Annotated in this window: 18 protein-coding genes and 6 tRNA genes; 4 read left to right on the top strand and 20 right to left on the bottom strand. The window is 48.2% G+C overall.

The genetic code is table 11. The features are described from left to right. Window positions 1-22: 22 nt before the first annotated feature. From IEY34_RS32315 to IEY34_RS32300, 4 genes are all read right to left on the bottom strand, one after another. Window positions 23-1252, bottom strand: a complete 1230-nt coding sequence (locus IEY34_RS32315; RefSeq protein WP_229757943.1) for an ABC transporter permease — start codon at window positions 1250-1252, stop codon at window positions 23-25. Window positions 1253-1260: 8 nt separating this feature from the next. Beyond that, on the bottom strand, window positions 1261-2535 hold the full coding sequence (locus tag IEY34_RS32310) for an HlyD family secretion protein (RefSeq protein WP_189019814.1): 1275 nt from the start codon (window positions 2533-2535) through the stop codon (window positions 1261-1263). A 33-nt stretch (window positions 2536-2568) separates the two neighbouring features. Next, on the bottom strand, window positions 2569-3138 hold the full coding sequence (locus tag IEY34_RS32305) for a TetR/AcrR family transcriptional regulator (RefSeq protein WP_189019813.1): 570 nt from the start codon (window positions 3136-3138) through the stop codon (window positions 2569-2571). Window positions 3139-3272: 134 nt separating this feature from the next. Then, window positions 3273-3653: an ATPase gene (locus IEY34_RS32300; RefSeq protein ID WP_189019811.1), complete on the bottom strand. Its 381-nt coding sequence runs from the start codon at window positions 3651-3653 to the stop codon at window positions 3273-3275. Window positions 3654-3823: 170 nt separating this feature from the next. On the opposite strand from IEY34_RS32300, the gene IEY34_RS32295 reads away from it, so the two are divergent. Both IEY34_RS32295 and IEY34_RS32290 read left to right on the top strand, forming a co-directional pair. Further along, a complete protein-coding gene (locus tag IEY34_RS32295) occupies window positions 3824-4108 on the top strand; it encodes a DUF3817 domain-containing protein (protein ID WP_189019809.1) in 285 nt (94 codons plus the stop codon). A gap of 77 nt (window positions 4109-4185) precedes the next feature. Further along, a complete protein-coding gene (locus tag IEY34_RS32290) occupies window positions 4186-5577 on the top strand; it encodes an MATE family efflux transporter (protein ID WP_189019807.1) in 1392 nt (463 codons plus the stop codon). Between the two features lie 77 nt (window positions 5578-5654). Here IEY34_RS32290 and IEY34_RS32285 read toward each other — a convergent pair whose 3' ends face one another. From IEY34_RS32285 to tkt, 4 genes are all read right to left on the bottom strand, one after another. Beyond that, window positions 5655-9104, bottom strand: a complete 3450-nt coding sequence (locus tag IEY34_RS32285; protein ID WP_189019805.1) for a galactose-binding domain-containing protein — start codon at window positions 9102-9104, stop codon at window positions 5655-5657. Between the two features lie 1296 nt (window positions 9105-10400). Then, window positions 10401-10886 (bottom strand): NanQ anomerase/TabA/YiaL family protein, encoded by a 486-nt coding sequence (locus tag IEY34_RS32280; RefSeq protein ID WP_189019803.1) that lies wholly within the window; start codon window positions 10884-10886, stop codon window positions 10401-10403. A gap of 13 nt (window positions 10887-10899) precedes the next feature. Further along, window positions 10900-11556, bottom strand: a complete 657-nt coding sequence (gene fsa, locus IEY34_RS32275; protein ID WP_189019801.1) for a fructose-6-phosphate aldolase — start codon at window positions 11554-11556, stop codon at window positions 10900-10902. A 34-nt stretch (window positions 11557-11590) separates the two neighbouring features. Next, the gene (gene tkt, locus IEY34_RS32270) at window positions 11591-13618 is read right to left on the bottom strand and encodes a transketolase (protein ID WP_189019799.1); all 2028 of its coding nucleotides are present in this window, start codon (window positions 13616-13618) and stop codon (window positions 11591-11593) included. 115 nt (window positions 13619-13733) lie between these two features. Between tkt and IEY34_RS32265 the strand changes: the two genes are divergently transcribed. Continuing rightward, window positions 13734-14624 carry a LysR family transcriptional regulator gene (locus IEY34_RS32265; protein WP_189019797.1) on the top strand — a complete coding sequence of 297 codons (891 nt, stop codon included), beginning with the start codon at window positions 13734-13736 and terminating at the stop codon, window positions 14622-14624. 31 nt (window positions 14625-14655) lie between these two features. On the opposite strand, the gene IEY34_RS32260 is transcribed toward IEY34_RS32265, so the two are convergent. From IEY34_RS32260 to IEY34_RS32245, 4 genes are all read right to left on the bottom strand, one after another. Next, window positions 14656-18861 carry an S-layer homology domain-containing protein gene (locus tag IEY34_RS32260; protein WP_189019795.1) on the bottom strand — a complete coding sequence of 1402 codons (4206 nt, stop codon included), beginning with the start codon at window positions 18859-18861 and terminating at the stop codon, window positions 14656-14658. A gap of 1124 nt (window positions 18862-19985) precedes the next feature. After that, window positions 19986-20999: a zinc-binding alcohol dehydrogenase family protein gene (locus IEY34_RS32255; protein WP_189019793.1), complete on the bottom strand. Its 1014-nt coding sequence runs from the start codon at window positions 20997-20999 to the stop codon at window positions 19986-19988. Between the two features lie 13 nt (window positions 21000-21012). Beyond that, window positions 21013-21957, bottom strand: a complete 945-nt coding sequence (locus IEY34_RS32250; RefSeq protein WP_189019791.1) for an aldo/keto reductase — start codon at window positions 21955-21957, stop codon at window positions 21013-21015. After that, entirely contained in the window at window positions 21954-22784 is an 831-nt protein-coding gene (locus IEY34_RS32245) for an amidohydrolase family protein (protein WP_189019789.1), read from the bottom strand. Before IEY34_RS32245 ends, IEY34_RS32250 begins: the two co-directional genes overlap by 4 nt. 144 nt (window positions 22785-22928) lie before the next feature. Between IEY34_RS32245 and IEY34_RS32240 the strand changes: the two genes are divergently transcribed. After that, complete coding sequence (locus tag IEY34_RS32240) at window positions 22929-23804, top strand: AraC family transcriptional regulator (RefSeq protein ID WP_189019787.1); 876 nt, start codon at window positions 22929-22931, stop codon at window positions 23802-23804. 4 nt (window positions 23805-23808) lie between these two features. Here IEY34_RS32240 and IEY34_RS32235 read toward each other — a convergent pair whose 3' ends face one another. The 8 genes from IEY34_RS32235 to IEY34_RS32200 form a co-directional block, all read right to left on the bottom strand. Continuing rightward, on the bottom strand, window positions 23809-25011 hold the full coding sequence (locus IEY34_RS32235; protein WP_189019785.1) for an MFS transporter: 1203 nt from the start codon (window positions 25009-25011) through the stop codon (window positions 23809-23811). Then, the gene (locus IEY34_RS32230) at window positions 25008-25457 is read right to left on the bottom strand and encodes a MarR family winged helix-turn-helix transcriptional regulator (RefSeq protein ID WP_189019783.1); all 450 of its coding nucleotides are present in this window, start codon (window positions 25455-25457) and stop codon (window positions 25008-25010) included. Before IEY34_RS32230 ends, IEY34_RS32235 begins: the two co-directional genes overlap by 4 nt. Window positions 25458-25588: 131 nt before the next feature. Continuing rightward, a tRNA-Leu gene (locus IEY34_RS32225) sits at window positions 25589-25667 on the bottom strand. Window positions 25668-25679: 12 nt separating this feature from the next. Beyond that, a tRNA-Thr gene (locus tag IEY34_RS32220) sits at window positions 25680-25755 on the bottom strand. A gap of 16 nt (window positions 25756-25771) precedes the next feature. Continuing rightward, window positions 25772-25847 (bottom strand) — tRNA-Phe (locus IEY34_RS32215). 47 nt (window positions 25848-25894) lie between these two features. Continuing rightward, a tRNA-Asp gene (locus IEY34_RS32210) sits at window positions 25895-25971 on the bottom strand. A 25-nt stretch (window positions 25972-25996) separates the two neighbouring features. Next, window positions 25997-26072, bottom strand: a tRNA-Val gene (locus tag IEY34_RS32205). A gap of 79 nt (window positions 26073-26151) precedes the next feature. Next, window positions 26152-26226 (bottom strand) — tRNA-Glu (locus tag IEY34_RS32200). Window positions 26227-26278 lie beyond the last annotated feature (52 nt).

Below are 26278 nucleotides of genomic sequence, written 5' to 3'. Positions count from 1 at the left end.
AAATCGCTTCCTTCCTTGATGGTTATGCCGATATGTTCGATCCGTTGGTCAGCGCAGGCTGTGTGGGCTTCGTACTGACGGCGGCATCCTTCTCTTTCTTTTTGGAAAAGACAACAAAGCGCGTTAACAACATGGCTACAAAATAGGTGATGGCTCCGGTCAAAATAAGTGACAGGCAATCGTGCCAAATGACGGCAAAATCATTGCCTTTGACGAAAACATTACGAACGCCGTCCAGGAAATACGTGAGCGGAAGCATATGCCCGAACACTTGAAGCGCTTTGGGCATAGCCTCAAATGGCCATGTGAAACCCGAAAGCATGAAGGACGGAACAGCAATTAACATCGCCGTCTGTGTCGCCCCCAGCTGGTTCGAAGAGAATAGGCTGATCAAATAACCGATCCCGCTGACGGCAAAGGTAAAGCTGAGAATAATCGCCAAGCCGACCAGCAGGCTGCCGCTCATTGGCGCGCCGAACGCATACAAAGCAATGACGAACGTCACCGATGTGTTAAATAAATTAATCAAGAAATAGGGCGCGGTCTTCGCATAGGCGATGCGCCATGGATTCCGTTTCCAAGCTTCGAACCGCTGCCACGTTCCGGCATCTTTTTCCCTTGTGATCGTTAACGCTATGCCTAAGAACAAAACTTGCTGCAAAATCGCTCCAACCAAACCATAGAGCATAAAATCACTATAGTTAAAAGTTGAATTGTACATAATCCGATACCGATATGGAATCGGGGACAGGGTGTTCATCACTTGCTCATTCTGAAGTCCTTGCTGAAGCTGTAATTTCTTCTGGGAGTACCCCATGCTGAACGTTGTGATCACTTCGTTCGCGCCTTTGGTCGCTGAGTTCGAAATCATCATGTTGCTGCCATCGATCAGCGTAAGCAGCGGCAGGGATTCGCCATGCTTGAGCTTCGCTTCGAAATTGGACGGGATAATTAAGCCTACTTTGGCTTCTCCCGTTTCCAGCGCCCGCTTCACTTCTTCCTCCGAGTGGTATTCCTTCTTAATCTGGAACGTTTCACTCTGCTCGAAGGCTTGAATCACTTGACGACTTAGCGGACTTTGGTCTTCATCTATCACGACGGTAGCCATTTCGGTTACTTTGTGGTGGACATATATCGAGCCAAACAGCACGGTGTACATGATCGGAACGAAGAACAAGATCAGAAAAAGACGTCGGTCCTTCAGAATGTGCATCCATTCTTCTGTAATCAGCTTGCCAATCCGAAGATCCATCTCCTTCATCATCCTTCCGTTTTACCGATCCATTGCAGCGTCATCCCGGTTGTTGCTGTGACTGGCAGTTGGTTTAATTCAATTTTGATCCCAAACGAACGGATGTCCGTCTCGCCTGAGGTTTGCGTAGCTTTCTTAATGGCAAAATCAGGTGCTGCCGCTACGGTTGTAACGGTACCCTCCACTTTCTCGCCCGTCGACAGCATGGTCATGCTGATTTTGTTGCCAACTTTAAGGCCAGCAACGGAAGTCTCCGGCATGTAAAACTTAGCCCAGCGCTGTTCAGTCGACTCCACCGAGAAAACAGGGAACCCAGAGCCAACAAGCTCGCCAACTTGAGCAGATTGGTATAGCACAACACCGTCTGTTGGCGCAACCAGATCTGTGTAGCTGAGGTACGTCTCGGCTTCCAACTGAGCAGCCTTCGCTTGCAGTTCACCGGATTGCGCGGATTTAATCGCGCCTTGGGCTTGCTGCACCGCCGCATCCGCTGCGGCAACGTCCCCTTGGCGAACCTGCACCGTGCCACGGTTCGCTTCCGCAAGCTTGAGCGTAGCCTGCGCCTGGGCGAGCAGGGCTTCCGCTCCGCGAATCTCTTCTTCGCGCGGCCCTTGATTGGCCATGTTCAGCTGCTGCTGGGCCAAGTCCCGCTTCGTCTTCGCTTCCTCGAAGCTCACTTTCACTTTGTCCACGTCCGCTTGCGCGACGAGACCTTGTGCGAGCATCGCATTCATCCGATTCAGGTTCTGCTCAGCAATGGTGTAAACCTCCGATGCTGCCTGGAACTGAATCTCCGCTTGCTTCTTCTCTTCCGGACGCGCCCCGTTGTGAAGTCCGTCGACCTTGGCTTGCGCTGCACTGACAGCAGCCTGCGCTTGCGCGATTTGCTGTTCAGCGGTATCCGCGGTGACATTCACGCCGGCGATGCCCTGCTGCTTCTTCGCTTCCGCAGTCGCTGTCGCGCCCTCCGCTTCGGCGATTTTCCCCTGCGCTAGCGCAACCGCTGCCTTGGCCTGCTGCACTTTGGCTTCGATCTCGGTGCTTTGCAAACGGGCAAGTACTTGCCCCTTCTTCACGCTGTCGCCTTCTTTGACCAAAACCTCAGTCACCCTTCCGCCTACCTTGAAGCTGGCGCTCACTTCATTCGTTTCAATATAAGCAGTTGGATGCAGTTGATTAACAGCATCTGTTTGGCTGACTGCCTGTTTGGATGTTAAAAGAAATGCACTCGTTCCGATGACAACCGCCATCGCTGAATAAACCATTGGTCGAATAAATCGCATGAATAACCCTCCGCATAATATGAAATAAAAAAACTAAGAAAGAATGAAATTTCCAAAATAAATTTGCAGCAGATTCAAAATTTTCTCATCGGTTAATGGCTCGTTCTGCTTTTCCCAGTCAAAAACCAAAGCCACATACAACTTGAATAAAATGAAAGCCGTCATTTTCGGATCACAGTTTTTCATCGAACCGTTATGTATGGCGCGCTGCATATGCTCCGTCATGAACTGAATGACCTCAGTCTCAATACTTGCCATCGCTTCCAGCGTAATCGTACTGCCGAATTGCTGAACCTCATGGGCTAGTTGAATGAGCAGTTCATGTTCTTTGCGAAAAACGAGGATGCCGTAAAGCGCTCCATGAATTTTCTCAAAGGTCGTCTCTCCTTCGACAATCGCTTTTTCCGCAACAGCTTTCATCTCCGCGATCAAAGACTGAATAATTTCATGGAGAAGTTCTTCTTTATTAGCAAAAAACGTATAAATCGTCGCTTTACCGACGCCCGCAATTTTAGCAATCTGATCCATCGTCGTGCCCTTGTATCCAAAAAGCGCAAAAGATTTCTTCGCTGATTCCATAATCAGAATTTTCTTAGGATCCATTCCCTCACCTCTCAGAACTAAAATACCAATTTAGTTTTGCGTTCGGATATTAATGTACCACCATTTCTTCCTAATATCAACAACAAAAAAAGGTGGAACAGGTATTTACCCTGTCCCACCTTATTCCCTTGTATTTAGATCCACGCCTTCAGACCGATTTGTTTAATGAAATCTTCCGTGGACTGAACTTCTTTATCTCGTTCAATATCTGACTCTTCACTAGGGTCGCCGTTCATAATTCTCCGAAACAGCTCCTCATTTTTCGTTGCTAATGCGAAATCAATCAGTGCTTCCCGCTCCACAAGGTCGGCTTCCTGATGAAGAATCACTTCTTCAAGCTCAATATCCGATGCAGGTACATAATAGTGTTTATTATCTCTGGGAACACGAACGACGTAATCGAAGATATTATCGTTATTTCTATCGTAAGCAATAATATATCCATATCCGCCGATCGGCAGATTTTGTTCTAAACTATCGGCAATAACGATAATTTTCTCACCAAGACGTAGCATGTGAATTCCTCCTACCTGTATGAAGCTGCTCTATCAGCAGAATAATAGCTTACTAGTAACATCGTACTAGAAAAAATAGGTTGTGTCCAATTGAAACATAATGTTCATATTCCATTCATAATTCTTCCTTACACTACAGAGGAATTTAGACCAAGTAAGGAGTTGCTTACATGTTACAACGATCATTAAATCTACTACGCTATGTTGGATGGGCGGAAGGAACATCCTTTCTTGTTTTGTTGCTCATTGCCATGCCGCTCAAATACTTCTTCCATACACCGCAAGCCGTCCTCTTCGTCGGGATGGCCCACGGCGCTTTATTCGTCCTGTATCTGCTGTCTCTCGCATGGGTAACATTCCTTCATCGCTGGTCCATGCTGCGCGTGCTGCTTGCTTTTCTTGCCGCATTCATCCCATTCGGCCCTTTCTTGTTCGATCGTCGCATTCGAAAATAGAGAGTTTCAGCATGTCGGGTGAAACTGGTATAATAACAGTGGATTGTTATTTTGCTAGTTAGGATAAGGAGAACGACATGAGTGGAACTGCCGCACAAAAGGTTCGGCCTTCGTTAACCGAAGGTCCGATTGCCAAAACCCTGTTTTTATTTTCACTGCCTATCCTGTTCGGCAACGTCCTGCAGACCTTAAATGGATCCATCAACGCCATTTGGATAGGCAAGTACTTAGGTGAGAGCGGACTAGCCGCTACCTCCAATGCGAACCTGATCATGTTCTTTCTGATCAGTGCGATATTCGGATTCGCGATGGCCGCGGTCATTATGATTGGCCAGAACCTCGGCGCCAAAAAGGTCGATGAAGCGAAGAAAGTCGTTGGGACCAGCGCCGTCTTCTTCTTTAGTTTATCCTTAATTGTCGCCTTGGTAGGACTGCTGTTTTCCTCCACAATTCTCGATTGGATGAATACACCTGCCGATGTGAAAGATCTTGCAGTAACCTATACGCGCATTATTTTCGCAGGTGTTCCGTTTATGTTTGGGTTCAACCTCATTATGGCGATTTTGCGCGGCTCCGGGGATGCCAAAACCCCCTTTTATTTCTTGCTGCTGTCCGCCATCTTGGACGTTATTCTCAATCCCCTGCTGATTCAGGGCATGGGACCATTTCCCAAAATGGGCATCGCCGGCTCAGCCGTCGCAACATTTATCGCCCAGCTCATCAGCTTCGTTATGCTGCTGTTGTACTTGTATCAAAAGAAATATTTTCTGCGAATCACGAAAACAGACACACACTTGCTTCGCTTGAACTTGTCCATTATTCGTGCGCTATTTCAAAAAGGATTGCCCATGGGGTTGAATATGGTTGTGGTCTCACTAAGCAACCTGATTCTGATTCATTTGGTTAACTCCTTCGGCTCGGAATCAACGGCTGCGTTCGGTGTTGCAACCCAAATCTCCAGCTATGTGCAAATGCCTGCTATGGCGATTGGCGGCGCTGTCACCTCCATGGCCGCGCAAAACATCGGTGCTGGCAAATGGGATCGAGTAACGCGTATCACATGGTCTGGCGTTGGCATGAATATCGTCATGACAGGGATTATCGTCGTCATCCTGCATCTATTCAACCGTCAGGTCGTAGGGCTCTTCCTTCCTACAGATGGCAAAGCGATAGACATCGGCGTTCACATCAACAATATTACGCTCTGGTCATTCGTTATCTTCGGTATTTTCAACGTCGTTGCGGGTGTAGTTCGTTCCGCAGGCGCGGTGATATTCCCGCTGATCGTGTCTTTCATAGCGTTGTTGATCGTGCGCATCCCGCTCGCCACAGTCTTGGCCCACTCTTACGGGTTCGATGTAATCTGGTGGAGTTTCCCGATCAGCTTCACGGTAGCCGTCATTCTGAATGTACTTTACTATCAGTTCGGCAACTGGCGTAAAGCGAGAATGATGCCGAGCAAAGCATAAACAGCTACCTAGACCACAATAAAACACAGTAAAGCCGCCTCTCCTGCCCTGATGGCAAGAGAAGCGGCTTTGTCAATTTACGGGTTAACAGTAATCGTGAACGTCGATGTTGTATTCTTAATATTCGTCACATTGTTCGTTAGCGTCAAATGGTTGAATACCGCTGAGCCTACAGCAGGACCTTGCCCCGCTTCGGGCATATCGTTAGCCCAGATGGCAACCCCGGATTTGGCATCGAAAGCATCACCGCTCTTTTGAGCGCCAGAGATTGAAACGTTCGTAAATATCGTATCCGTCACTGGATTTTGCGGCGTGCTTCCACTGTAATTCGTCTGGAACATGATGCCGTGATACGTAGGATCAATGATATCCACGTCGCTTACGCGAATGCCTTGGAATACCTTGGACGCTGAGAATACCCAGATTGCCGGGAACGTTTGTGAACCCCAGAAATGGCCGCCAGCGCGCACGATCGAAATATTTTGCAAATTCGTTGTCGGCGATGCCCCGAATCCGTTCATCGGATAACCGAAATCCAACGAGCTGATCGTGATGCCTGAGTAGCACAACGTATCGGCAATATAAATGTTTCGGAACGTATTGCCGTAGCCGCCATAGACGGCAAGACCGGCTGCGCGCCAAGTAAGCAGTGACGTTAGATTTTCGAAAATATTATCTTTCTCGTCGGCCCCGCCAGCGTCAATTGCCGAGAATAAGGCAAAGCTGTCATCGCCTGTGGAACGAGCTTCGATGTTGGTAACGAGATTATTGGTGCTTCCATTCGTCATGTTTACACCGTCTGCGAACGTATCGCGAATCCGCGAGTTTTTAATTGTCATGTAGTCGGTGTTGGCCCCCCAGAAGAAGCATACTTGATGCTCAACCCAAATGTTGTCGATCGTCATGTTGGCAACATTGGACAGATCGAATACTTTGCCAGGGCCATCAATCCGCGAAGTGTAATTGCCAAAGTAAGCAAAGTTGGCAAACGTTGATCCATTCGCTGTCGATGTCACAGAGAAGCCAATGTCGGTATTGGATTGCCCCTGCGGCGCGATAAATCGCGTGTACCAAGGGCCTGCGCCAATGACTTTAATTGATTTTCCATATACCTGAAATTTATTGGATGTTTCATAGTTGCCTGTTGGCAGATACACCCCAACCAAATTGCCTGTTGTGTCCATACGGACCTGGTTCAAAGCATTTTGCACATCCTGGTGGGTGAAGCCTGCAGGTGTGACATACTTAGCCGGATCCGGGTTAGCAATTGGCGCTACCTGTTCCAAGTTGATAAAGTCGATGGCATAATTGGTCGTATTCGCCGCATCCTTCTGCAGCTTGATCGTGCTGCCAGCCGGGATCGTGGTATCAAACATGATATTCGCTTCATCATAAATATGTCGCGGTGCTCCGCTGCCAGGTGAATTGCCAGGCGATGTTTCGGAGCCATACAACCAGGCATACTTGGATGTCAGGTTGATCGCTTTGGTAAACACACCGTTCACATAAATATTCAATGTGTTCGATTGGCCATCGCCGCCCGCTGCATCCGGTATGGAGAAGCGTGTAACTAGCGTATTGGTGCTCGCTTTTGTCGTGAATTGCACATAGCTGCCAGTTGTATTCAGCGTGACCGCTTTGCGGCCTGAAGCCTCGCCAGCCAAGTCGCCGATCGTACGGTTCGGACCAACAATGGCCGCACCTCCGCCGATGACGCCATCTTCGGCTTCGTACATATCATAAGGCATATTAGCCCCGCGTCCGACAAAAAAGGATTGGGTCGTAAGGTTATTGGCTTGTTTCACCGCCAACTCGTTGCCATCAACAGCAACTTGAATCTTGAGATTGTATTTCCCGTTCACAGCTGTCCATGTGCCCAGATTAATGGCACTTGTCGTTGCGCCGCTAGCAATCACACCACTGTAGGTGCCTGTTGCTGTTTTGACAACTGCATTGGTCGTTGCGTCCGTAAGCGTTAAGGTTACCGTGTGGGCTCCGCTTGCGGAGGCTGCGATTCCTTGATTCTTAATCGCTGCCGAGAAGCTGACCGTGTTGCCCGCAGATGGGTTGCTAGGGGACCAACTTATCGAAGAAGCGATGAGATCAGAGCTGGAAACTTGATTGACAGTCAAGGACGAAGCGCTAGTGAAGCTATTGTTCGCCTCATTCTGTTCGATCACGGCATTGGCTTCATCTACCTTGGATGTCACCGTATAAGTCCCGGCATCCTTGGCGCCAATGTTCACGGAGACATTCGCTGATGCTCCCGCTGCTAATGCGCCAACTGGCGCTGAACCGACCGCTGTCGTTCCTAAGTAGAAATTCACAGTTGTCGCTGCCGAGCCGGCAGTACCGATATTTTGGACAGTCGAGGTTAAAGTAATCGCGTCGGTTTCAATGGGAGAACCCGGTGTCCACGTCGTAGCAGTAATACTTAAATCAGGGTTAGGCGCTGGTGTGCCGATAACTTGAAATTCAGCAATTTGTCCTCCAGTTGAACCGGAATTCGTCGTGATTTTCAATTGTACATCACTGACAGTAGCTGTGACTGGAATCGTCACTGTATTGCCGTTTGCTGGATTAAACGTATATACGGCAGCAGCTACTAAGTTCGTAAAATTCGTCGAATACTGATCGTGTCCAAGCACTTGGATCGTTTGTGTCCGTGTCGCCCAAGCCGAATCCGGATTTAATTTTAAAACGATGGAAGTGATATTCGCATTGGCTCCTAAACTTACAGCCAGCGTATTAGGATAGCTGTTCGCATTTCCTTCCCAGTAGGTAGTGACACTGCCATCATTGGCATTCGTTGGTATGAAAGTAAAGATAGAGGACGATTCGCTAATTGTTTTGCCGAGAGCCAAGTTCGTGCCCGTTCCCGGTGTAGGCGTTGGTGTTGCAGTTGGTGTAGGTGTAGCCGTAGGTGTTGGGGTGATCGTTGGCGTCGGAGTTGGGGTAGTCGTAGGTGTCGCAGTTGGCGTAGCTGTTGGTGTCGGTGTAGAACCTGTTGTTCCGTACACTTCGAGTTCAGACAACTGTGCCGCAGGCCAAGCGGAGTTCGCCGTAAAGTTTAACTTGATATAGCGAGCCGTCGAACTGGTCAAATTAATCGTCACCGTATTTGCGCTGTTCGCATCAAAAGTATACGTTTGTGAAGCTTGAATGGTTGTGTAGTTCACATCGTCTGTACTACCCAAAACGGAGAGGGTTTGTGTCCGCGTTCCCCAATTGGAAGTAGGAAGCTTCAAAACAAGCTGGGTTACCGTGCTTGCACTTGCCAAATCAACGCGAATCCATTGTGGAAAGGCATTATTAGCGCTTTCCCAATAAGTCGCCTGATTGCTGTCCGTCACATTGCCGGCTACATAAGTTTGATTATATCCGCTTGCCGTTGCAGTCTTACCTGAAGCCAAGTTCGTGGCTGCTGAAGACTGACCATAAGCAACGAATTGCGTTAAGAGAATAATTGCGATTAGCGTACAAATAAGCACATGTTTGCTTTTCCATGAAATTTTGCGGATTGACATGCCTTGCACCTCCAAGTTGATAAGTATGAAGTCCATGATATTTCCAATACTAACGTGTCTGTTCGCTCAGTCAAAACCCTCCTTCCCCTAAGAATGCGCTTTCTTCTTAACAACCAATGCCCCCGTTTCCTCTCACCTCCTTCTATTTTCTGGGTTATATTCATAATTTTGAATGGTTCCTACTGCAAATTATACGTAGTGTCCACCACTTTGACGATGACATATATTACGTTTACCTTGTCAAATACTATGTATTTTACGAAATGCGGGCCGGAACGGATGACAAGATATGCTTCCATAATGGATAGATTTACGCGAAATAGCGGTTCATAGTTCCTCTAGCCTCTGACGGCTGCCGCTCCCGTACAACCATTCAGCTACTTTTCCTTACAGCTACTCTCTGCGTTCTCCCAACCTTCTATCTAACTCCACCACCAGTAGCAAATCCACTCCAGAGGGAACGTCGTTCCTCTACCCTTAGCCACTGACGGCTTCCGCTCCCGCCCAACCAATCAGCTACTTTTCCTTACAGCTACTCTCCGCGTTCTCCCAACCATCTATCCACCACCAGTAGCAAATCCACTCCAGAGGGAACGTCGTTCCTCTATTCTGGCAAAAACCGAGCTAACTGGACCTCACACGGAACTCTGTTCCTCTATTTCGCTGTTTCTCCCCCGAAATGGGCAGATTTGCGCAAAATAGTGGATCGTAGTTCCGCAAGGATGCGCACATCGGCCGATTTGCCACATATAGCGGATCGTAGCTCCTCTATCCACTGACGGCTGCCGCTCCCGCCCAACCAATCAGCTACTTTTCCCGTACAGCTGCTCTCTGCGTTCTCCCAACCTTCTATTTAACTCCACCACCAGTAGCAAATCCACTCCAGAGGGAACGTCGTTCCTCTATTCTGGCAAAAACCGAGCTAACTGGACCTCACGCGGAACTCTGTTCCTCTATTTCGCAGTTTCGCCCCCGAAATGGGCAGATTTGCGAGAGATAGCGGATCGTAGTTCCGCAAGGATGCGCACATCGGCCGATTTGCGAGAGATAGCGGATCATAGTTCCTCTAGCCTCTGACGGCTGCTGCTCCCGCCCAACAAGCACATTCAGCTGCCTTATTTTCCGTATCCCTCCACGTGTAACGCCCCCTACTCGCAGACTCGGGAGATATAGATAGACCCTCATTGCGAAATAAAGGGTACGCTTCGCTGTCCCATACCCATTCTTGTATTTCAACAAAAAAAACTTCCCCGAGGTCATCGACATGACCCGGAGAAGTTTCCCCAACACTAACATCTATAAAAGATCCTTATGAACCTTAACCACGATTTTCTTTATCGTTTGGCTTTCATTTATCACGCAGTTCGGTCTGTGAATATCCGAAGGAAAGCAGACAGCAAACATGCCAGGCTTTAACAAGATTTCTGTTTCCTGCTCAGCAGGATCAGATTCATAGAAAGCGATATCGTGCGTCTCAAACTTGTTATCAACCACTTGGGCACCGGAATGAAGCTTGTAGAAACAAATTTTCTCTTCCCCGCTTACCAAGAATTGAATATCTGTATAGACGGCATGAGATTCCGGCACCTGCTCCAAGGAAGGACGAGTAACAGACTCTTGCACATTGGCATACATCAGGACACCTTTCTCACCTTCGAGATCGTATCTCCCAAGCACTGCCTCACCTAACTTGCGATTTAAAATGTAGTCGATACCCCTTTGAATAGCCGCAGGCCATAAATGGCGCTCCGCTTCAAAATGCTCCACATTGCTGATAATCATGCTCTAAATCTCCTTAGAACTTCTCTTGTTTCGCGCCTTCCCAATCGGCTAGGAATTTCTCAATACCTGCATCAGTCAGCGGATGTTTGCTCATAGACTCGATTACTTTATATGGCACAGTAGCAATATGGGACCCTGCAAGTGCAGCCTCAATCACGTGCGCAGAGTGACGAACGCTGGCAGAGATAATTTCGGATTTAATCCCGTGTACTTGGAAAATTTGGCTGATCTCTTTGATCAGATTCATCCCCACTTGATTGATATCGTCCAAACGGCCGATAAACGGCGATACATACGTAGCACCTGCGCGAGCAGCCAACAAAGCTTGTGTCGAGCTGAAAATCAGCGTTACATTCGTTGGGATGCCCAGTGAACGGAAGACGCTTGTTGCTTGCAGGCCATCTAACGTCATTGGCAGCTTGATCACAACATTCGGGCTAAGCTTAGCGAGCTTCTTGCCTTGCTCTACCATTTCGTCAGCTTTCAAGGAAACGACTTCTGCACTGATTGGTACATCGCCTACGATGGAAATGATTTCTTTGACAGTTTCAAAAAAGTCTCTTCCTTCTTTGGCAATCAGTGAAGGATTAGTCGTAACCCCCGCAACTACGCCTAACGCGTGCGCTTTACGAATTTCTTCTACATTGGCTGTGTCGATAAACAATTTCATCCTGTATCCCTACCTTTTCTCCCCTGTTGGGTTCTTATTGGAAATACTTCTGTCTGATTTGTTGTACGATTGCTTCTGCGGTAAAGCCATATTCACGAATCACACGATCCGCCTTGGCCGATGCCCCGAACTTACGAATCCCGACAACGAAGCCGCTGCCGCCCGTAATTTCTTCCCAACCAGCAGGATAAGCCATCTCCAGAACGACATTCGCCTGTACATTCGGTAACAGTACGGCATTTCGCACTTCTTCAGGCTGCCCTTCGAACAGTTCACGGCTTGGCATCGAAATCACACGAGCCCCAATACCATCTTGCGCCAACTGCTTCTTCACGTCAAGTGCAAGGCTTACTTCAGAACCTGTCGCGATAAGCTGAACAGCGATGGTTTCGCCAGCAGCCACATCGGACAACACATAGGCCCCTTGATGAATATGGTCAAAAGCAAGCGTGTCCGTGCCCGGAAGCACCGGCAGGTTCTGGCGCGAAAGCGCGAATACGAAAGGACCTTCCTTCGCCTCGAGGACATACTGCCAAGCGGCAGCCGTTTCGTTCGCGTCCGCAGGACGGAACAGCGTCACATCCGGAATCATCCGCAGGGATGGGATTTGTTCGATCGGCTGATGCGTCGGACCGTCTTCGCCGACAGCGATGCTGTCGTGCGTGAAGACGTACGCCACCGGCAGCTTCATCAGCGCGGACAAGCGAATCGCGCCGCGCAGGTAGTCGCTGAACACGAGGAACGTTCCGCCGAAGGCACGCACGCCGCCGTGCAGCAGCATGCCGTTCAAGGCTGCGCCCATGGCGAATTCACGGACGCCGAACCAGAAGTTGCGGCCGCTATAATCCGCGCTGCTAAACGCCGCGGCGTCATTAATCATGGTGAAGTTGGAGCTTGCCAGATCGGCAGAGCCGCCTACAAGATAAGGTACCCGCTTCGCCAAGCCGTTAATCACTTTGCCGGATGCCGTACGCGTCGAGATCGCGCCGCTCTCCGGGGTAAAGCGCGGCATATCGGCCTTCCAATCGGCCGGCAGCTCGCCGCTGCTCGCGAGCAAGAACTGCTGCGCGAGCTCAGGATAAGCTGCCTGGTAGCTGTTCCACAGCTGCTCCCAGGCAGTTTGAGCTTCTCCGCCCAACTGCTTGAAGTGGGCGAAGTGCTTGTAAACCTCAGCCGGCACATAGAAATCCGGCTCCAAAGGCCAACCGAGCGCCTGCTTCGTCAGCAGCAGCTCTTCTTTGCCAAGCGGCGAGCCGTGCGTGCCGCCGTGGCCGCCTTTGCCGGCTTTGTTCGGGCTGCCGTAGCCGATCGTTGTTTTGATCTCGATCAGCGTTGGGCGCTCGAGATCCGCCTTGCCCTCGGCGATAGCGGCGGAAATCGCCTCGACGTTGTTCTGCTCTTCCACACGTAAGTATTGCCATCCGTAGGATTCAATACGCGTCTTAACATTCTCGGAGAACGACATATTCAGTTCACCGTCAAGTGAAATATCGTTGGAATCGTAGAGCACGATTAATTTGCCCAATTTCAAATGCCCCGCCAGGGAGGCAGCCTCAGATGAAACGCCTTCCATTAAATCGCCATCCCCGCAAATCCCATACGTATAGTGATCTACGACCGGGAAATTCGGTTTATTATAAACGGAAGCTTGGTGCGCTTCGGCCATTGCCATACCTACAGCCATAGCAACGCCTTGCCCTAGAGGCCCCGTTGTAGCTTCCACGCCTGCTGTATGCCCGTACTCTGGGTGCCCAGGTGTCCGGCTTCCCCATTGGCGGAATTCCTTAATGTCTTCAATCGTCACATCGTAGCCGCTCAAATGCAGCAGGCTGTAGAGCAGCATCGAGCCATGGCCCGCCGATAATACGAATCGATCGCGATCCACCCACTTGGGATTGGCCGGATTATGCTTCAAGTGCTGCGTCCAAAGCGCATACGCCATAGGCGCTGCTCCCATTGGCATACCGGGATGACCCATCGCTGCTTTCTCAACAGCGTCGATCGTCAAGGTCCGGATCGTATTAATGCTTAATGTTTCTAAACTAGTTGTGGCTTGATTCAAAAGAAGTTCGCCTCCATCATTTAAGTTGTAATTGCTGGATCTACTCCTTATTATAAGAGTAGATCAGCCATTCAAATAATTGATAGTTTCGATACTAGGTATAGAAGGTGTCTATATGGTTAATTTTGAGCTGTACAAAGTATTTTATTTGACCGCCAAATCTGGAAGCCTTTCCAAGGCCGCCAAAGAGCTGTACATTACCCAACCCAGCGTCTCTCACTCGATTAAATTATTAGAGGGTCAATTGAAGCTGCAATTATTTGCCCGCACATCCAAAGGGGTAGAACTGACCAAGGAAGGTTCCGTTTTATTTTCCTATATCGAGCAAGCGTACAATTTCATTTCCCTCGCGGAAGAAAAACTGCATGAACTTCGAACCTTCTCCAGCGGGGAAATCAAAATCGGCGGCAGCGACTCTTTGTGCAAGCACTACCTGCTTCCTTTCCTTGAGTCTTTTCATGACCAATATCCACATGTGCAAATCAATCTGGTAAACGGCACCACACCGGAAATTGTGAAACAATTGAAGGAAGGGAAAATCGATATCGGGATCGTCAGGACGCCTATTCAGGATGAACAGATGCAAGTCCGTGAGGGCATTACCATCCAAGATTGCTTCGTGACCGGACCGAAATACCCCGAGCTGGCTCTAGGCAAGGTGTCCCTTGCTGACCTGCTGAAATACCCAATCATCTTATTTTCTAGCAACAGCTCCTCGCGGAAATTCGTCACCCGTCTATTCAGCGACCATGGCCTCATGCTGGAGCCGGAGATCGAGCTGGGCAGCGTGGATCTGCTGATTGAATTCGCGAAGATCGGATTTGGCGTCTCCTTCGTCACAAAGGAATTCGTCGCGAAGGAACTCGCCGAGGGCAGTTTGTTTGAAGTAAACTTGGACGCAACGATCCCATCCACCAAAATTGGCATTATTACTTTGCGCAATATGCCGCTTTCGACGGCTGCTGCTGCCTTTATTGCAAAGCTTGAGAACCCTGCCCTTGGGTGAGCAGGTAAGCTATCTCCATTCTCAGAATCGCTTATTTCAAGCTGTCCAACAACTGCTTAATTTGTGGATTAAGATTTAGGATATTCATAATGGCTGTAAGCGCCTCAGCGCGGGTCGCAGGACTATTCGGATGGAACTGACCATCGCCTAATCCGCTAATGATTCCCGCTTTGGATGCTTCTTTGATTTGCTCCTCGGCAAAAGAGCTATTAATATCGGCGAAGCTAGATGTGCTTTCCTGTTGAACAGAGCTTATGTTTACGATGCGGCTGACGATAGCTACCATCTCAGCACGGCTGATCGTTGCATCCGGTTTGAATGAAGAATCTTCGTAACCGTTCAAGATGCCAAGATTGGCCAGTTTTTCGATCACTGTTTTCGCCCAATGCGTGTTCAGATCATTCAGTGTCACGTTGCGAACAGGCTCACCGTTAATTTCGAATATACGGGAAATGAGAGTCGCAAACTCTGCACGCGTTACCTTGCCATCAGGCTCGAAAGTTCCGTTCTCATACCCTTGAACGACACCTAGTGCTGCGAATTTGTGAATGAGGTTCCCTGCCCAATGCGCAGCAGGCAAATCTGTGAAAGAAATGGTGTTGCTTTGCTTATTCGCTTCTTTGACTTTGGATTCCATACTTTTGATCAGCGTGTCCAGCTTGACAAGCTCTTGATTAAATACTTCTGGAAGCGCGGGTTTAATCGGTTCGACCGGTTTTGCAGGTTCCACAGGCTTAGTCTGCTCTTTCGGCGCGGCTGGCGCAGGCTGGTAGTCTGTCTCTGTCTCTCTCTCTGTCGATGAAGCATTGACCGTCAGTGTATACTGATCCATTAATCCGCCATACGTCGCTCCAATGACTGTCGTACCCTCCCCAAGCGCGCTTACCAAACCTTGCGAGTTAACGGACGCGACAGATGGGGCACTGCTGCTGAAAGTTATGCCGAACACAGGTTGGGTCTCGCTGTTATCGCTGTATTTCGCCTTAACCTTCGTTTGATCCTGCTGGCCTATATACAATGAAGCTTTTCCGTTCAATTTAATGGAAGACAATGTCGTTTCAGCAGGCCCAGAATGAATGACCGTAAGCGTATACTGATCCATCAAACCGCCATATGTTGCTCCAATGACTGTCGTCCCCACCCCAAGCGCGCTTACCAAACCTTGCGAATCAACAGTTGCTACAGTTGGAACCGTACTGCTGAAAACGACACCGGAAACAGGCTGAACCACACTGTTATCACTATACGTCGCCTGAACGACGGTCTGGTCTTGCTGGTCGATATTCAGTGAAGTCTTCCCATTCAATTTGATGGAGTATAATGTCGTTTCTACAGGTTTAGCTTGCACAGTGACAGTGCTTTGCGATGTAAAGTTTCCATCCGCTGCAGTCGCCGTAATCGTTGCCGTACCTGATTTGATACCAGTAATAACGGCCTTGTTACCCCTGGATTCAAGTGCCGCGACCGAAGAATCGCTTGTGGTCCATGTCACCGCCTGATTGCTCGCTGCAGCAGGCAGTACTTTTGCGGTAAGCTCGGCGGTCTGTCCCTCATAGATTGTTAAATTCGCGTTCGTGACTTCTACGCCTGTAACTGGAATAACATCGCTTTCTTGTTTTTCTACGCCGATCAAGTTCGGCATTGTTTCTTTTGCCTGCGAATCGGCGACCATGGCGTCTTTCAGAGCAGCGGAGGGATTAGCTCCCTGCGCTCCAACGAGGATATTGACAATGGGCTGATTTGCAGCAATGGCTGTATCCGAGGAAAGGATAATTCTGGTCACACCGTTTGCCGTCTCATTGCGCAGCACCTTGACGCCGGGTTGAGAAGGTTCCACGGATGTGACCATCAAATCATTTGTCTGGATCTCAAGGTCCAGCGCTTTGGCATCCGATTTCAGCTCGCTGATGGACAGCTCGTATCTTTTTACTTGCTGCGTAGCTGAAGAGACGACTTTGGTTAATTTCAAGTTGGAAGCATTCGGTTTGTTTTGATCTTTCTGCTGGATGAACATGCCGTTAATCACCTTGGAATCGCCAATCGTTGAATTGACGCCCAGGGCTGTGAGTACGGTCGCTGCCAAATCCTTGGTTGTGCCGCCTTGCAATAGTTTCTCTTTCCCGACATCGGCAGCTACCGTTCTTCCGTTCGCCGCCATGAATGTGGTCGTGGCCAGCGGTGAGTCTTGGCCGTGCGAAGTGGAGCTTCCTAACGTACCATCGGCATTCTCGGTGCCTCCGCCATGATCAGGCAGCATGATAAGGAGCGTATCTTCGAGCAGATCATTATCTTTCAAAGCATTGTAAATCACTGCTACATTCAAGTCGACTTTCGTTAATTGATCATAATAGTTCTTCGTATAGAAACCATCGCCGTGTCCCGCATGATCCATTTCATCCATATGTATGAAAATGACGGATGCATCGGCGGCTTTCCCATCTGCTGCATACTGAGCGAAGGCAGCGGCATTGCCTTCATCGTTCGAGGGGTAGTCCTCAACACCGACAGACGGTTCGATATGACCAGTGAAAATGTTGTTCCAAGTTAGAAAAGCGGCTAGTTTTGTTTCGGGCATAACTGATCTCACTTTTTTAAAAAATGACGGATAAGAGGAGGCTTCATCATAGGTATAAGCTGCGCTTATATCATTACTAATGTTATGTTTACTGTAATCAACACCGGATATCATCGCGCCCCAGTTCGGAGAAGAACTAGATGGCAGCGTTGTTTTGACGGTATAGGAGACAGCGCCATGTTCAATGATGTTTCTAATCGTTGGGATGTTCAGGCGGCTTCCGACTGTCCCCTTGATGGAGCGGTCAGTTTCCCAATAGGGAGCATTTGGCGAAACCGAAACGCCTCCGCCGTCAATCCCGATGACAACAACACGTTTATAAGGCGTAAATTTGGCTTTGTCGGCGATTTGATGTATGAGCTGATCAGAGTTGCCTTGGGCCAAAACAATATCCCCAACCGTCACATGGCCGTCCTTATTGAAATCTTCAGGCGCTTTGGAATGGATTTGAACAGTAGCAGGCGGCTTATTCAAAGATTCAATTTCTAATTTATTCGCACCGTTATAGAAATCCGTGTTCTTCACTCCAATGGTTCCTTGTCCGGAAGGGGCTTTGGCTTTGAAAATCAGCTCGGAAATTCTGGAATTCTGAAATTCAAGCGGATTGGTGTTACTGTAAACGATCCCTCCAGGCAAACTCAGCTTCACGATTCCCGGCACGGAAGTGTCAATGGAAGTGGCGCGCGACGCACTGACAAACTCAAATAATTGACTGTCATAGGTGAGTTCAACATCTGCTTTATCGATCGATTTGTTCATTGTCGGGGTACGAAGATCCAGATTGTAGTGGAATTGCGAAGCCTGAACGGTATGCTGGGCGCCTATCAAATTCAGAGATCCATTGAATTTTTCAGGGGCAAGGGGAGGAATTGCGTTATAGGCATCTAAAACTTCTTGCGCCGTAACGGCTCTTCGCAAAATCTGTAAATCATCAAGCTGCGCTTTCAAATTGGCCGAATATTTACCGGTACCGTCATTGCCAATCATCGTTGGCAAACTGGAATCCAGCGTACCTGTCCGTCCAGCAATATCTACTGCGCTTGAAATGTTGTTATATTTACTTCCATTCGATATGTTCACCGTTACAGGGTTTCCGTCTTTATAAAAATCAACGCGTCCAGAAGTTCTATCATGCGAAATTACGATGTGATGCCAAGCGCCGTCCACAACGTTAGGAATAGATGCATCCCTTCTTGAACCGCCAGCCGTATTATAGTTCCACATTAAGCGCGTATCCTTTAAAGCGACAACATAGCCGACACTGCTTCCGTCGTCCCAGTCTTTATTCGAGATAATCGGAGGATCTGATGAAACACCATTCGATTTCACCCAGAAAGAAAGGCTGAAACTCGTTTCGGTACCGAATTGAAGATTGTTCGGATTGCCTAAGTTCACGTATTGCTTTGCTCCGTTTGGAGAATCAATATTCAGTGCTCGGCCGATCCGTCCTGCATCATAAGACAATCCCCCAACAGGCGTTGCAGTTACTGGATTTTGCGAACTATCCGTCAAATTATCCTCAAAAAGCATGTGCAGAGCATAATCAGAGGGAGCAATTGCGGCAGATGCAGTGAGCGAGTTTCCTAACAGAGGAATGTTTGACGTTGCGACGACCGTAGTTGCTAGCGTAATAATAAGTATTTTCTTTAAATGAATAAACATTCTAATGCCTCCAATACGTATAAAATATTTTTTTAAGTCTAAAAACAACATTAAAACATGTTATTTAACTTTTATTTATTTGTTTTATTTGTTTTTAGTTGTTTTAATTATATTACTAAATCTTTCTCGCTGTGTAAATTATTTATTAAGTTTTTGTTAACATACATAACACAAACACGACATGAAATTACTAATATAGTACAAATTCGAAATGTTGAAACAATATTCAGGATCAATCGAAGTAGATAACTTCCCATGACTTGAGCATCCGACCTCCACACCAACTTACGTACCACCCATTATGCTGCGCTCCTTAGTTCACGAAGGAGCTTGCTGATACAACTCTGAAAAGAATAAAAAAAGGTTGAGGGATATGAAGCATCCCTCAACCTTATAGCCGTTTTCGATCTTATCTAGGTCATCCCGAGCATCCAGCCTTACCTTAGGGCTGTTTTTCATCCTCTCAGCCCCCAATCGGGAGAATCGGCACCTTTCTCCTACTTTAAGGCTGTCTTTCATCCTTACGGAGGCCAGTTCGCGCTTTCCGCCCACCTTAGCGCTGTTTTTCATCCTCTCAGCCAACAATTCAGGAGAAATCTACACCTTCCCCTCCTTTAAGGCTGTTTTTCATCCTTACAGAGGCCAATTAAAGCTTTCAGCCCACCTTAGCGCTGTTTTTCAGCCTCTCAAGAGGAGCGACAGCTTCCAGAGGTAGGTTGTATCACTAATTAAGAAAGACCTAGCCTGCGGCCAGGTCTTCAAGTCCATGCACCTTCGCAAGCCTCCTTACGAACTCAATAGCCTTTATTCGGCCAAAATCGCTCATTCTGAAAATTTAATGAATGCCAGATGCTCTATTTCAAGCAATTGATAACCATTCAGCCAATAAAGTACAGGGTAACGCCAATCCAGTTCATTAAATCTCCAAAGTAGCCATTTTCTCGTCTTTAAGCATCCTACAGTTCATTAGACCCCACTCAAGACACTCAAGACCGAAAACCTACAAAGCAAAGAGGCCTGCGGTGGACGTCAACTAAAAAGACAGAACCATTTAAATCCACCCAAAAACTTATACTTTCTTTTAAAAAACGTGCCCATCTGCCTACAAGCAGTTGGGCGCGCCTTTACAAACAAACGATCGCTTTAATCACCTTGGACTCCGGCTTGAGCCAAGTCTCAAACTCCCCGATCATGTCCTCGAAGGAAGCACGGTGTGTGATATAGCTTTCAATGTCGATGACTCCCGTCTGCATCGCTTCACATACGGTGTCGAAATCTTTCATCGTTGCGTTGCGGCTGCCCATCAGCGTCAGCTCCCGCTTATGAAAATCCGGATCATGGAACGTAATATCCGCCTTCACGAGGCCAACGTACACGAGCTTGCCGCCATGAGCGACAAGTCCGAAGGAGTCCGTCATCGACCGCGCGTTGCCGGTCGCATCGAAGACCACAGTGGGCATATCGCCGTTCGTTAGCTCAGCAAGCTGCTCCTTCGGCTGCTGCAGAGCATTCACGGTCTGATCGACGCCTGCCCACTTGCGGCAAAATGCCAACCGCTCGTCGTTGATGTCCATCGCGATGACGGTCGCACCAAGCTGCTTCGCCAAGATCATGACGCCGAGTCCGATCGGCCCAGCGCCAATGACGAGCGCAGTTTCACCGGCGCGAAGCCCCGATCTTCGCAAGGCGTGCGCTCCGATGCTAAGCGGCTCCAGCATCGCTGCTTGATCCAGCGTCAGCCCCTCGGTTTTAATGAGATGGCTGGCTGGTATGGCAACCAGCTCTCGCATTCCTCCATCCATATGCACGCCAAGCACTTTCATATCGGTGCAGCAGTTCGTATTGCCATGCCGGCAAGCAATGCATGTTCCGCAGTGCATATACGGGACGACGCTGACCAGGTCGCCAACCTGCAGTCCCGAGACCCCTTCGCCAATTTCCTCGACATAGCCGGAAAGTTCATGACCAAGCACACGCGGGTAGCTGAAAAATGGCTGATTCCCTTTATAGGCGTGTAAATCAGTCCCACAGATGCCGATTCTTTTGATACGAACGATGACTTCGCCCGCTTTTACAGTAGGCTCCTGCATCTCTACAAGCTTAAACTGCTCAATCTGTTCACATACGATCGCTTTCATCCGAACCACTCCCTTACGCGTAAGTCTTCTCGTTATATTCAGGTCTTCCGCTAATCCATGACTTGTTGCGGATAGGCTCCAAAATGTCCAGCACTTCTTGCAGCAGCTCTGCATCCATCGGCTCATCCGTCCATGCGATGTTTTTGCGGATATTCTCCGGACTGGCCGTACTGACAAGTGTCGTTGGAATTCGCTCGTTCGCCGTTGCATATTGCACCGCCAGCTTCGCAATGTCAGCGCCTTTGCTTGCGCAGTGCTCCGCCGCCTCCTTGCAGAGCCGCTGAATGTCAGCCGGTGCAGGATGCCAGACAGCAGCGGGTCTAGTGCTTAGAAGTCCCATAGACAGCGGCGATGCATTCACTAATCCAACCCCATGCTGCTCCAACAGTGGAACTACATCCAGCAAGGACGTGTCATTCAAAGCATAATGGCAATAGGACAAGACAGAATCGAACTCTTTTACAGCCAGCGACTTCTCAAACACAGACAGCGGTAATCCGGATACGCCGAAAAAACGAATTTTCCCAGATTGCTTTAATGCATCCAGTGCAGGGAAGGCTCCCTCAGCAAGCTGATCAAAAGCCACAAATTCAATATCATGCAAATATAAAATATCGATATAGTCCGTATAAAGCCGCTTTAAGCTTTCATCCACACTGCGAATGATCCGCTCCTTCGAGAAGTCGAACTCGGCGTCGCCGTAACGTCCTGCTTTCGTTGTCAAAATAAAGCGATCTCTGTCTATTTGCGCAATAGCTTTGCCTAAGACAGTTTCCGCCTTGGTTAAACCGTAATAGGGGGACACATCAATCAGATTAATTCCTAGATCAACTGCTGTGTGAACCGTCCGAATGCTTTCTTCCTCGTTGGTTTCCCGGAAGAGGGAGCCCAGCGAGGAGGCGCCGAAGCTCAATACCGAGACATCCAGCCCTGTTTTGCCCAGTTTACGATATTTCATAGTTTATAAAACTCCTTTGCATTTAGTCCAAATAGACGGTCATTGTCGTGCTGAGTCCAAGATTCCGGCAAGGCGTGCGTCAGTATCTCGACGACTTCATCATAATCAGCCGCTAGCAAACATACAGGCCAATCGCTGCCAAATAATACCCGCTGCGTTCCGAATATTTCCAGAACATGCCGGATATATTCCGTAAAATCCTCTTTGACCCAGCTCGTAGGGTTCGCTTCCGTCACCATGCCCGAAAGCTTACAGTACACGTTCGGATGCTTCGCGATAGCCGCCATCTGACTTTTCCAAGGCTCAGTAGACCCCTCCCCAATCCGAGGCTTCGCGATATGGTCAATCACTGCCCGCAATTTCGGGACCTGGTCCAAAAGCTCAACAACCGGCGCTAATTGCTCGGATTTTACAAGCAAATCTACGGGAACATCCTCCCCGGCAAAATATCGAAGGGCTTCAACAAAATGAGGCTCTAGTATTCGGTTCGCATCCGGCATTTCTTGAATCATGACTCGGAAGCCCACATATTTGGGATGCTGGCTGAATCTTTGGTACTGCGTAAGAACGTCCGGGTCATTTAAATCAAGCCAACCTACGACACCCGCAATCGTATCTGTTTCTTCGCTTATGCTTAATAAATAATCTGTTTCTTCTAAGGTTGGCGCCGCTTGGACGACAATCGTTTGACTCACATCCTGTTGATGCAAGCTGGGCAACAAATCATCTGGCAGAAAATCACGATACAAGATCGGCAACTCTGGTGTTAACCACCCATAATCGCCTCGATCTATTTTCCAGTAATGCTGGTGTGCATCAATTCTCATAGCGCGCTCCTTTTTCATAGCCCTATTATGGTATCGCTTTCTTCTATTGTACCATTAATGAAATCATATGAAATATTGATATCTAGCACATTTGTACGTTTTTTTGATATCATGGAATAAATCTGTATTCAGAAGGAGCTCACCATGCATCCCATACGTAAAACATTCGATACGAACGAGTCCTTCCCGTTCTCTTTTGCTTATAAAAACACAAAAAGCTCGCTAAGCGAGCTGCCTGATCATTTTCACGACTGGTATGAAATTGTGTATGTGTATCGTGGGCAAGGTACCTTCTTCATTGATCATACTTTTTATGATATGAAGCAAGGCGATCTGTTCCTCGTCCCAGGCAATACGATTCACCGAGCAACACCGGACAAAGAAATGCCTGTTACATCTACAGCGATTTATTTCAGCCCAAGTCTGGCACAGGCCCCTAATCTGGATGAGGCATTCTCCTATTTACGCAGTTTTGAGCAAGCCGCGGAGCTGCGCAATTACAAATTTGAAACGCTGCTTCCTCAGCGTCAGCAGATCGAATTAACGTTGGAGTCCATACAATCAGAACTGAAGCATTCGCATTTAGGACAACGCCAAGCCATTTACTTGAAGCTTCTGGAGCTACTGCTCTATTTGCAGCGTGAGCTAGGGCCTGAACGCAAGACAAGCAATGGAGACTCCTCGGTTGGTCCCTTATGGATGCGAGATATTTTGCTTTATATTGAGCTGCATTACTGCGACGACATCAGTTTAACCTCCCTAGCGAAGCAAGCTTCTGTCTCTCCTGCCCATTTCAGCCGGGTATTCAAGCAGTTGATTGGAATGAACATTACCACCTACCTGATGACCAAAAGAATCATTCGTGCGAAGCAGTTGCTGAGCGAAAGTGACGTCAACATAGGTATTATCGCCGAAATGTGCGGCTTCGATAGTCTGCCTCATTTCCATGCCATGTTCAAAAGAATGCTCGGCATGACGCCGGCTGCTGCGAGAAAGGCCCTGGGGGGCAGCCCTCTTTAATGATTTAATCCTGCTGTAGAATAGGCTTCTCATTGGAACTCATTGCGGCTGGTTTCCGATGATAGAGCCCATAGTAAAGGATCGAAGAACAAGCAACAACAAGTCCCGCGACAAAATACATCGTATGGTAGTTTGTTTTGGAAGCAATCGTGCCGAGAATGTAGGATCCAATCCCATAGCCGACGTCAAAAAGCAGGTAATACGTGCCTGTGGCAAGCCCTCTGCGGTGAGCAGGCGCTGCTTGTATAGCGATAGTTTGAAAACTCGGAAGAAGTGCGCCGAATCCAAGTCCAAGCAACACAGCTACCATCAAAAAGAGGAGCAAGGATTGCGTCAGGCTAAGCCCGATCATACCCACTGTGAATAAAATAATGCCTGGATACACTAACCGGTTTGGACCATAACGATCGAACCATCTACCAATAAAGGGTCTAGAGACGACAATAGCCAAGGCAAATACCATGAAAAAATAGCTGGCATATGATTCTAAACCAATAGCCTTCGCATAAACGGAAAGAAACGTAGTAATCGCCCCATATGAAAAGGCTAATACGCTGCCCGTCAATGAAATCGGCAAAGCGCTTGGTTCGATAAATTTCCTCCAACCTTTGGCTGCGATCGCTTTGGTGTTAGCGACTCTTTGGGGAATACGGATGAACAGCCCGCAAATAAAGGCCAGAAATCCAAGCAGAATGCAAACGCCAAACAAGAGATTATTATTATGAGTTTGCGTAATTGTCAAACCAATAAACGGGCCCACGACCATCGCCAGACTCATAAAAAGACTGAAATATCCAATACCTTCACCCTTGCGGCGTTCCGGCACTAACTCAATCGCAATTGCCCCCGTAGCGGTGGCTGCCATACCGAAGCTGATGCCATGGATAAGTCTTAAGCCTAACAATACATAGTATTGATGCACGAATGGATACATAGCCGCACATAAGACAAATAAGCTAAGCCCAGCAATAACAATCTTTTTCCGATCCCATTCATCCATCCATTTGCCAGTCAAAGGTCGAAAGATCACGGTTGAGAAAATAAATACCGTCATCACCAGGCCAATCTGCTGTTGACTACCGTGAAGCGTATCCGTAACAAATATCGGCAGTGTTACGGCCAGAATGTAAAAAGTCATAAACAAAAAAAAGCTGCTGAAACAGACAGCAACAAAACCACGGTTCCATAATCTATTCTCTTCGTTCATTGCCGAGCCTCCAGTTCCTTGATGCCTTCGTTAGCTTTATTCGTAACCTGAGCAAGCATACCACGCAATAGCTGCACTTGTTCTTCCGAAAATTGATTCAGCAGAGAAGCAATTGCCCTACGTTCAATCGGTGTAAGAATGTCATTCAAGGCTCTTCCTTGATCTGTAATATACGTCAAAAAAGATCTTCTATCCGTCTCATTGGCTCTTCTCTCCACTAAGCCTTTTCTCTCTAGTTGATCGAGAATACGCGTAATATTCGTTTGATCCTTTTCAGCTCGAATCGCCAGCAGCTTTTGCGTAATGCCATCCTCCTCCACCAAGCGGCTGAGTACGACCCATTGCTCCGTTGTGATATCGTAAGGTTGAAAACTAACATTCAACAGCTGGGTCATTCTGCGCCCCGCGTGGTTCAAAACAAATCCAAAAGAGCTTTCCATTTGCATATCAGTTCCCCCTGCTTATTTAGATGCTATAGCAATTATATTCTTAGCAAGTAAATGTGTCAATAAATAGTGTGCGTATAAACAAAAAAAGAGTTAAGCGATTTGCTTAACTCTTTTTCTATGATCTTAGATACCGGCGAGAGGACTCGAACCTCCACGGTTTCCCACTCGATTTTGAGTCGAGCGCGTCTGCCATTCCGCCACGCCGGCTTATTGCGTTCATGGTGCCGTCGAGAGGACTTGAACCCCCAACCTACTGATTACAAGTCAGTTGCTCTACCAGTTGAGCTACAACGGCTTATTTAATTAAGAAATGGTGGCTTTGGACGGAATCGAACCGCCGACACGAGGATTTTCAGTCCTCTGCTCTACCGACTGAGCTACAAAGCCTTGCTTGGATCAAACATTAAAGCTTAACGTCATTTTTTGGGATAAAATGGCGGAGCTGACGGGATTCGAACCCGCGGTCTCCTGCGTGACAGGCAGGCATGTTAGGCCACTACACCACAGCTCCACAATCAAACCTGATGAATCCAATATGGTGAACGCTGACGGGATCGAACCGCCGACCCCTACCCTGTCAAGGTAGTGCTCTCCCAGCTGAGCTAAGCGTTCATGGGAAGTGTTGTACCGGGCCCACGCAAAGTAATCGGAATATGCTTCGTCAGCAATACGTCACTTTGTGGGGATTAGTTGGTGACCCGTAGGGGACTCGAACCCCTGTTACCTCCGTGAAAGGGAGGTGTCTTAACCACTTGACCAACGGGCCTCATATGTATAGGTGAACTACCTAACAGGCTGGCAAAAAAAATACCCCCAAA

Origin of the sequence: Paenibacillus marchantiophytorum, assembly GCF_014640555.1 — a bacterium.
GTDB lineage: Bacteria > Bacillota > Bacilli > Paenibacillales > NBRC-103111 > Paenibacillus_E > Paenibacillus_E marchantiophytorum.
This window is presented reverse-complemented; position numbering and strand designations above follow the sequence as displayed.

Coding starts and splice junctions, on each gene's coding strand:
- IEY34_RS32240 (WP_189019787.1), top strand. CDS start 22,929: ATGCATCCCATACGTAAAACATTCGATACGAACGAGTCCTTCCCGTTC.
- IEY34_RS32300 (WP_189019811.1), bottom strand. CDS start 3,653: ATGCTACGTCTTGGTGAGAAAATTATCGTTATTGCCGATAGTTTAGAA.
- IEY34_RS32265 (WP_189019797.1), top strand. CDS start 13,734: ATGGTTAATTTTGAGCTGTACAAAGTATTTTATTTGACCGCCAAATCT.
- IEY34_RS32260 (WP_189019795.1), bottom strand. CDS start 18,861: ATGTTTATTCATTTAAAGAAAATACTTATTATTACGCTAGCAACTACG.
- IEY34_RS32310 (WP_189019814.1), bottom strand. CDS start 2,535: ATGCGATTTATTCGACCAATGGTTTATTCAGCGATGGCGGTTGTCATC.
- IEY34_RS32245 (WP_189019789.1), bottom strand. CDS start 22,784: ATGAGAATTGATGCACACCAGCATTACTGGAAAATAGATCGAGGCGAT.
- IEY34_RS32250 (WP_189019791.1), bottom strand. CDS start 21,957: ATGAAATATCGTAAACTGGGCAAAACAGGGCTGGATGTCTCGGTATTG.
- fsa (WP_189019801.1), bottom strand. CDS start 11,556: ATGAAATTGTTTATCGACACAGCCAATGTAGAAGAAATTCGTAAAGCG.
- IEY34_RS32285 (WP_189019805.1), bottom strand. CDS start 9,104: ATGTCAATCCGCAAAATTTCATGGAAAAGCAAACATGTGCTTATTTGT.
- IEY34_RS32255 (WP_189019793.1), bottom strand. CDS start 20,999: ATGAAAGCGATCGTATGTGAACAGATTGAGCAGTTTAAGCTTGTAGAG.
- IEY34_RS32230 (WP_189019783.1), bottom strand. CDS start 25,457: ATGCAAATGGAAAGCTCTTTTGGATTTGTTTTGAACCACGCGGGGCGC.
- IEY34_RS32315 (WP_229757943.1), bottom strand. CDS start 1,252: ATGGATCTTCGGATTGGCAAGCTGATTACAGAAGAATGGATGCACATT.
- IEY34_RS32290 (WP_189019807.1), top strand. CDS start 4,186: ATGAGTGGAACTGCCGCACAAAAGGTTCGGCCTTCGTTAACCGAAGGT.
- IEY34_RS32295 (WP_189019809.1), top strand. CDS start 3,824: ATGTTACAACGATCATTAAATCTACTACGCTATGTTGGATGGGCGGAA.
- IEY34_RS32305 (WP_189019813.1), bottom strand. CDS start 3,138: ATGGATCCTAAGAAAATTCTGATTATGGAATCAGCGAAGAAATCTTTT.
- IEY34_RS32235 (WP_189019785.1), bottom strand. CDS start 25,011: ATGAACGAAGAGAATAGATTATGGAACCGTGGTTTTGTTGCTGTCTGT.
- IEY34_RS32280 (WP_189019803.1), bottom strand. CDS start 10,886: ATGATTATCAGCAATGTGGAGCATTTTGAAGCGGAGCGCCATTTATGG.